This window comes from Mesorhizobium sp. KR2-14 (assembly GCF_040049255.1).
Classification (GTDB): domain Bacteria; phylum Pseudomonadota; class Alphaproteobacteria; order Rhizobiales; family Rhizobiaceae; genus Pseudaminobacter.
The window spans coordinates 1-8,101 of the sequence record NZ_JBDZDR010000020.1 but is presented as its reverse complement, the minus strand read 5'-3'; the positions used below and the strand labels follow the sequence as shown (position 1 = coordinate 8,101).

Here is an 8,101-nt window from a genome sequence, read left to right as displayed (position 1 = left end):
ACACTGACTTTGCAATATCCAGACCAATCGTTGTAACGGTGCCCATCATAGCTCCTCCAGCTCTGCCCCGCGACTATAGCTGCAGCTACGGGGGGGAGGAGAGCCGTCCACCGCATCAGAAGCGGTCGGCCCGATGTTCGCTGAAGGTTGGCGGTAAGCTGCTGTTCCGCCGCGCGGCGCTGTGTGCGGTCGGAGTGCAAGCTGCTTGCGAGCAAGCCCTGATGTCGCCATTCGCGTCGCCAAAGCTCAACGCGCTTTTTCATCCGATCCGCGCTATGGTTCTGGCGAAGACCGACCGCGGAGAGTCCGATGTCGACGACGTCCGGGAAGCATCCGTCGGGGCTAGTTGCCCTCTTTTTTGTCGAGATGTGGGAGCGCTTCAGCTACTACGGCATGCGGGCGCTGCTGATCCTCTTTCTCGTCGACGAGGTCCAAAGTGGCGGCCTCGGCATCACAACCGCCGACGCTGCTGCAATCTATGGCCTCTATACCGCCTCGGCCTACATACTGGCGCTGCCAGGTGGGTGGATCGCTGACCGCTTCTGGGGCTGCAGGCGCGCCATCATCGTCGGCTGTGTCGCCATCATGGTCGGGCACGCCTTGCTTGCGCTTTCTGGTGCCGTCGCCTCAATTTTTTTCTTCGGGCTCGTCTGCATCGCCATCGGCACTGGGCTCGTCAAGCCCAACATCTCGACCATGGTTGGCCTGCTTTATGACAAGAACGACATTGGCGGCCGCGACGCTGGCTTCTCCTTTTTCTACATGGGCATCAATATCGGTGCGATCCTGGGCGGGCTGATCGCTGGTTACCTCGGCGAGAACTGGGGGTGGCACTGGGGTTTCGGAGCTGCCGCTGTCGCGATGTTCTTCGGGCTCGTCAACTTCCTGTACGCCAGCCGCACCTCGCTTCGCGACAAGGGCGGCGTGCCCGCCGTCCACCTCCACCCCGACGTGGCCACCGGCACGCGCGACCACATCTTCACCGGCATGATCGGAGGCGCGGTCGTGGTGCTGGTCGCCGCAGCCGCACTGACCGGCCAGATCAGCCTGACCAGCCCGCAGGGCCTCGCGCAGGCCATGGGGATGGTCATCATAACCGTGGCCTGCGCCTTCTTCCTGAACATATACTTCGCCGGTGACCTGACCGGCCCGGAGAAGCGGCGTATGATCGCCCTTGCACTCCTGTTCGTCGCCGCAGCGCTCTTCTGGTCGGGTTTCGAGCAGGCGGGGTCATCGCTCAACCTCTTCGCCAACGACCTTACCCGGCGCGAGCTCGGCAGTTTCACCGTGCCCACCTCGTGGTTCCAGAACCTCAACGCCGTGTTCATCATCTTGCTGACCCCGGGCTTCGCCGCGTTCTGGATCTATGCCGAGAACCGCTGGACCATCCCCGTTTTCGTAAAGTTCGGATTGGCGCTTGTCGCGATGGGATCAGGCTACCTGATCCTCGTGCCGGCGGCGCAGATCGCGGCTACCGGCGTGAAGGTCTCCGCGCTCTTCCTGATCGGCACCTATCTCCTGCACACCGTGGGTGAGCTGTTGCTGAGCCCGGTCGGCCTGTCCACCTTCTCCCGCCTCGCACCCGAGCGCTTCACCAGCCAGATGATGGGTTTCTGGTTTGTCGCCTCTTCGCTCGGAAACCTGATGGCGGGACTGCTCGCATCCGGCATGGACACCGAGAACGCGGCCGGCCTCCCGGAAGCCTTCATGCGCATCTTCCTGACCAGCGCCGCTTTCGGGGTCGTGCTGATCCTCCTGGCTCGCCCGCTTACCCGCTGGGCTCTTGGTGGCAGCGAGAGGCTCGAAGAAGCTCGTGAGGCTCAATAGCTGGGCGGGTCGGTCTTCATCGTCCAGTCGGCAACGAATATCGCAGGCAGCGCCGCCGCAGCAGCAGCGGGATCAGTCTCGGCCCGCCGCAGGTGGTGGCCGACAATGCCGCCAGGGGCCTGGTAGTGAGAAAAAATTCGGGCGCGGCGGTACAGAGATCGGCGTCGGCCACGTCGAGGAACTGGTCGCCCGGAGCTCCGCCACGCAGGCGCCGACAGCCATCCATAATCCGGCGGACAGTGGTATTCTAGCGAATATCCATAGCATATCTTATCGGGTGCAGGAGGAATGAAAAAATAACGGGTTAAAACCAGCAGGTCACAGAAATGCATATAGCAGGTGGTTTGTATCACGAACTGTGCGAAACCCCAAAGTGGAGCGCCCGTTTTGGTTCTGGCGGACGCGCAGCGGCAGCGGTCAGTTCCCTTTCGCCGGGAAGCACTCTCCACACCTATACACGAAGCGACAACAGCCCCGGATCTGACAAGCTGGCAGGGCTCGGCGTGCAGTTGCGCTGCAGTCATTCCGATATCGTTATCGCATTCGCATACTTTCACCCTCTTTCTCAACCACATATCGAGCCACAACCTGGGTCAATACCGCAGCAGCCTCCGATTCACGTTTCCGGGGATGTTGTCCTGAGGTTCGGTTTCCTTGAGGGAACCGCCGTCGTGCAGGCCGCCCAAGCGATTTACGATCCTCAGACAGCTCTTCGGCCGGAGCCGTTTGGAGCAAACGGTTCAACAGCGAAGCGTCTTGCATTGGTGATGAATGAACTTGAGCTCTACCGCTATACAGGGTGCACCGACTTGGCCACTGCCGCTGCGAAAGCCATGGCTCCCGGCGATCAGGAGACCGTTGTCGTCGTCAAAAGAGGCGTGCGGGGGGTGACCGTGTATGAGCCGAACGCTGCACCGATGGATGTTCCTGCGTATTACTCATCGCGTGTCTTCAAGATCGGAACGGGAGACGTCTTCAGCGCCGTATTTGCGCATCATTGGGGTGAAGCCGGCTTACCGGCAACTGCTGCAGCGGACCTAGCGTCACGCTCGGTGTCCGCATACTGCGAAACGATGAACCTTCCGGTTGAAACCGAACTCCTCACTAGCCGAGAGCCATTGACAGGGAGGGCACCGAGCCGGATCGTTCTGCACGGCTCAACAGGCACGATCGGGAGGCGGTACACACTAGAGGAGGCACGCTTTCAGCTGAAAGGGTTGGGTATGGAAGTTCTCTCACCTCAACTTGATGATAGCCCTGCCCCCACAATCGTTGAAGATGCATCTTTGCTCATAGTCGCAGACGGCTTGAGCAAGAAAGACATTCGCGAAATTTGTGACATACAGACATATGTGAATATCATTATATTAGACGAAGATGACCGGTTCGATACTGCCGACTTCTCCGGATTTGACGCGAAACTCGTTAATGAATTTGCGTCTGCTTTATACCAATCTGGATGGCCTCCTGTATGTCTTGGTGCCCGGACCCATAAACGGCTTCCATTGATAAGTCGCACATGATTCACAGTCTCCGAATGAATGCTGTTGATGAAATGGGACCATTTTTGAGCGACGGATCCGCAGTTCGCGAAGCCGCACCTTCCCACTGACACGCGCACAGACGGCAACGTCGCCGACTGCACCGCCAGCGCAATCCCGACCGAATACCTGCCGGACACCGACCGCTGTTCTAGATCGCCGCAACCATCGCGTTCACCTTAGCGGTCCGATGGTTGCGGCGCCGCTTAATTTGTGAGACTTCTGATTCACTACTCTGGGGGGAGTAATCGCACATGTCAGACGTCTACATTGTATATTCACGAAAAGACGTCAGGCAAGCTGAGCAACTGGTGAACATACTATCGACGCGGTGGGATGTTTGGTGGGACGACAAGATTGTTGGAGACTTCTCGAGCGTTATCGAGCGTGAAATTCGAAACACAAAATGCGTTGTCCCCATGTGGTCCTCCACAGCAAAGGAAAACAGAAATGTAAAGGATGAGCTTCGGCTAGCAGAGCAATATTCGATCCCAATCATTCCCGCTAAGATCACGCCAACAAACGCGCCGTATGGGTTCAATGGGTACAGTGCCGTCGATCTTCTGCACTGGGACGGAGACGCGGATCATCTAGGCGTCCAGCACCTGATACGCAAAATTTCGAGCGTCGTCCCTCCGAGGACGGCACCGGCCCGTCCTTCCGCCATCGCTGCGGGTAAAGTCCCCCTGCCGAGCTTGTTCCTTTCCGTTTCGTCACACGAGACACAACTCGTCCCTCTTGAGGCTCTCAAGGCGCTTCGTGTCTTTGGAACACCGACGATCCTTGTCTCGGCATATGACCTGTTTCCTTCCCGGCGCCCCCGCGGTATCCAGCAGGAACTCAGACGGATTCGGGCCCAAGGCGGCTTCGTCCTCGTGGACTCGGGCAATTATGAAGCGACTCGACGCGACGATGACAGCTGGAGACCCCAGGATCTCGAATTGGCGTTGGAAGGGATTCCACACGATTGGGCCTATTGCTTTGATGAGATGGAGCCGTCCAAGGACAAAAAACGCGCGGTTCGGCAGGTCATTGCCGCAGTCGAACGGGACACAAAGTTCACCAAAGCGCCCGTGCTTCCAATTATCCACGCTCCCGTTCGCTCGAAGGGATACGACCTTACGAACCTCCCGGAGGTCGTACGAGAAGTAGCCAACCAACTCCAGCCACCTATGATTGCGCTGGCAGAGCGAGAGTTAGGCCGCGGCTTGATCCAGCGCGCCCAGACGGTGCGACATATCCGAAACGAGCTTGATCGCCTATCCTTTTATCAACCGATACATCTTCTAGGCACGGGCAACCCTTGGAGTATTGCCGTTCTAACGGCAGCTGGAGCAGACAGCTTCGATGGATTGGAATGGTGTCGAGTTGCCGTTGACCGACAACAAGATCGATTAAATCATTATCAGCACTTTGATTTCTTTGCCTATCAAGCGCAAATGGCGGGCTCGCCAATCACGGTTTCCGCCCTCTCTGACGATAATATCGACTATGCTGGTAAAGTGGCCTTCCATAATTTGGACTACTATCGAGAACTCACACATGAGTTGCAGACTGCTGCTTCAACGAACCGGTTAGAAGCGTTTGCAGTGGGCCTTCTGGGGCAAGCCAATGCTAAGCAGCTTAGGGAACAAATGCCGGACTTATTCAGATGAGAAACGATGCCACTAGACTGGAATACGCCGTTGCCGCGATATGCCCGGAGATTGAGGCAAGGGCCAAGCGCTCTGAGGTGGAGCTTGATGAACGGAGTCTTTGGTGGGAGCTCTCATGCTGCTTGCTAAGCAGCCAGGTACCGTATGCGCTTGCGGTGGCCAGCGCTGATGCCTTGGATGAGCGGCAGCTTCTCCTGAATGCATCGGCGTCCCAGGCCGAACTGGCGGAAGAGATTTACGGGGTTCTCCGCCGGCCCGTCCTAGTCAACGGCTCCCTTCGGAACTATCGCTTTCCTGGATCGAAATCGGTCCAGTTGGCCTCCGCGCGCATATCGGTTTCCCGAGAAAGTGGTAACCTGTGCTCTCTGCTAGGTGCGTTCGAGAATGCCGCCTCCGCTCGCGCGTGGCTTGTGTCGAACGTTTCGGGAATCGGGCCAAAGCAAGCAAGTATGTTCCTGCGAAACGCAGGGATCAGCTACGATCTCGCCGTCTTGGATCGTCACGTACTGAATTACATGACTGCGATTGGCCTCTACAATGGTGCCGAGCGAGCCATATCGACGCTCCCCCAGTACCATAGGCACGAGAATACTCTGATCTCACATGCTGACCGGCTCGGTTTTGCAGTCGGCCTACTGGATTGGGCTATCTGGATAGTCATGCGGGTTGCGGGGTCTCGAGATGCGGAGCTCGCGTTGGCATGAGCATTGTCACCCTCGTTTCCGGTGGTCTCGATTCCACCTTAGTGGCCTACCTCGCCAAAGAGGAAGGAATCCAGCAGTACCCTCTTTTCATCGACTACGGGCAACGATCCCGAGATCGGGAGCTTGCGGCGTGCAGATCAGCAATGGGCAAGCTGCAGTTACCAAATTTGGAAGTGGCCGACCTGTCGGGGTATGGGCGCCTCATCAAATCTGGGTTGACCGATCCAAAGCAGCGAGTGCTTGAGGACGCCTTCACTCCTGGTCGAAATCTGCTCTTCCTGCTTGTAGCGTCGGCCTACGCATTTCAGCGCGATGCGGATGCCATATCAATCGGGCTGCTTCACGAAGAAACAAGCTTATTTCCCGATCAGACGTCAGCGTTCTTGCAGGAGGCCGAGACAATGATCACGCGCAGCATGGGGCGAGAGCTAAAGGTTCTTGCGCCGCTCGCCTCGTTCCACAAGCAGGAAGTGGTCGAACTCGCCACGCTAAAAGGCATTGAGGGCACTTATTCATGTCATCTGGGCGGTGAAACACCTTGTGGAGCCTGCATTGCATGCAATGAATTTAAGGTTGAGGGGGTCTGACATGGGCGGCGGGAGCAGCGGTAGCTGGAGCAGGCTAGGGGACATACGGTCACTTGAGGAGAAGGCCAAAGCGGCGCTCCAGGGCGGCAAACGCAATGTCTTCATCAGTTTCGCAACAGAAGACATGGACGAGGTCAATCTCTTACGCGCGCATGCGAAGAACGAAAACAGCGACATCGAATTCAACGATCATTCTGTTCGCGAGCCCTACAACAGCGAACGCGCCGAATATATCAAAAAAAAGATCAGCGAGCGGATATCGCGGTCCTCTGTTTGCGTCGTTTACCTTTCGGACAATACTGCGCAGAGCCGATGGGTAACCTGGGAAGTTGAGACCAGCCTTGCGCTTGGGAAAAAGGTGGTGGCGGTTCACCCTCAGGGAGGTGCGCCCAGGCAAAACCCGTCTTGGGTCGCGAAACACGGCGTAAAAGTTGTCCAGTGGAATAAACTGGCGACGGAGTTGAAATAGTTCGCGGCGATCCGACAGGAGACCTGTCTACTTGCAACACGATAACTTTCCTGCATTGTACCGGTCTGCGGATGGCTCAGCCGTAGACGCTCAGAGAATATATCTATGGCTCATACGCCTGCAGTATCTTCTCCTCACCGTTGCGGCGTCAATCTCAATATGGTTCGGCAGTTCACCGGACCTTTACATCGGATATGCGGTGGTCTTGGCTGCGTCAACGGCGCTGCTGTTGTATATGGCAGTCCAAAAGCCGGAGAAAGATTGGTATGGTTGCCGTGCACTGGCAGAGTCGATCAAAACCTCGACTTGGCGCTATATGATGCGGGCAGAACCCTTCGAGGATGCCCCTAAACTCTCGGCGGTGGCTGAAAAGTTTTCACATTTTCTGAAAGCCATTCTCGATGCGAACAGTCACGTACGTGACTCCATTAGCCGTCGGCCAGTGGTGGGCGATCAGATTAGCAAAAAAATGAACGAGATTCGTGCTTTATCGCTGACGGACCGCATTCAGAAATATGTTGTGGATCGGATCGGGGATCAACGTGAATGGTATGTTTCGAAGGTAAGGTGGAACCGGCGCCGTTTCCGGGTATGGATTAGCATCTGTGTTGTGGTTCAAGCCACTGCGATCGGATTGGCTCTTGTCCGCATTCGCTACGATCCAACATGGATGATTTGGCCAACCGAGCCTTTGTTGGTTATCGCTTCCTCCGCAATTGGGTGGGTCCAGCTCAAGAAGTTCAACGAACTCGCATCCGCATATAGTCTCACCGCCCACGAAATTGGCATTCTTCAGACACGCATCGGCGCAATAGACACCGAAGAGAAATTCTCTGCCTTCGTAAATGAAGCAGAGCGGGCATTCTCACGCGAACACACGCAGTGGGTAGCCCGGCAGATTGAGAATGCGTGAGTGCCTCCAACTTCCTTGCAGCGTGACGTAGACTCGGCTGGTTGGTTCGGTTGAGCTGGCCTGGTGAGCGACGGGCTGGTGTGGAGGTTTGCATTAAGCACAGTACCAGATACAGACGCGGGATGAACGTGTCGGCATAATCGACTGGCGTCAGCCGGACGATCGGGGAATGGGGCGGTTAATTTTATAGTCGGTCCAGCGGCCGTGGCCTGCTTTCGCGGGCCGTCGAGATCGAATGGCAGCTTGCGGTGAAGCTGGTAGAGGCGTGAGCGACCGATATGGTGTTGATTTCCGCCAGGAACTGACCCGGGATTTCCGCCGAGAATTGACCCGCCTTTCAGGTATGTTTCGGTTCGGTGGTGGTGGTCAAGGTCCTGCTTTTCCCCTTCGTGGTTTTGGTTTCAT

General features: G+C 56.9%; 6 protein-coding genes. All 6 read left to right on the top strand.

Annotated elements, in window-relative coordinates:
* Positions 1 to 309: 309 nt before the first annotated feature.
* On the top strand, positions 310 to 1,827 hold the full coding sequence (locus ABLE86_RS22725; protein ID WP_348781272.1) for a peptide MFS transporter: 1,518 nt from the start codon (positions 310 to 312) through the stop codon (positions 1,825 to 1,827).
* A gap of 326 nt (positions 1,828 to 2,153) precedes the next feature.
* Positions 2,154 to 3,350, top strand: coding sequence for a PfkB family carbohydrate kinase (locus ABLE86_RS22720; protein ID WP_348781271.1), 1,197 nt, complete (start codon positions 2,154 to 2,156; stop codon positions 3,348 to 3,350).
* 272 nt (positions 3,351 to 3,622) lie between these two features.
* Complete coding sequence (locus ABLE86_RS22715) at positions 3,623 to 5,023, top strand: toll/interleukin-1 receptor domain-containing protein (protein WP_348781270.1); 1,401 nt, start codon at positions 3,623 to 3,625, stop codon at positions 5,021 to 5,023.
* 700 nt (positions 5,024 to 5,723) lie between these two features.
* Complete coding sequence (locus tag ABLE86_RS22710; protein WP_348781269.1) at positions 5,724 to 6,314, top strand: 7-cyano-7-deazaguanine synthase; 591 nt, start codon at positions 5,724 to 5,726, stop codon at positions 6,312 to 6,314.
* 1 nt (position 6,315) lies between these two features.
* Complete coding sequence (locus ABLE86_RS22705) at positions 6,316 to 6,783, top strand: TIR domain-containing protein (RefSeq protein WP_348781268.1); 468 nt, start codon at positions 6,316 to 6,318, stop codon at positions 6,781 to 6,783.
* Between the two features lie 31 nt (positions 6,784 to 6,814).
* Positions 6,815 to 7,696 (top strand): DUF4231 domain-containing protein, encoded by an 882-nt coding sequence (locus ABLE86_RS22700; protein ID WP_348781267.1) that lies wholly within the window; start codon positions 6,815 to 6,817, stop codon positions 7,694 to 7,696.
* Positions 7,697 to 8,101: the final 405 nt, after the last annotated feature.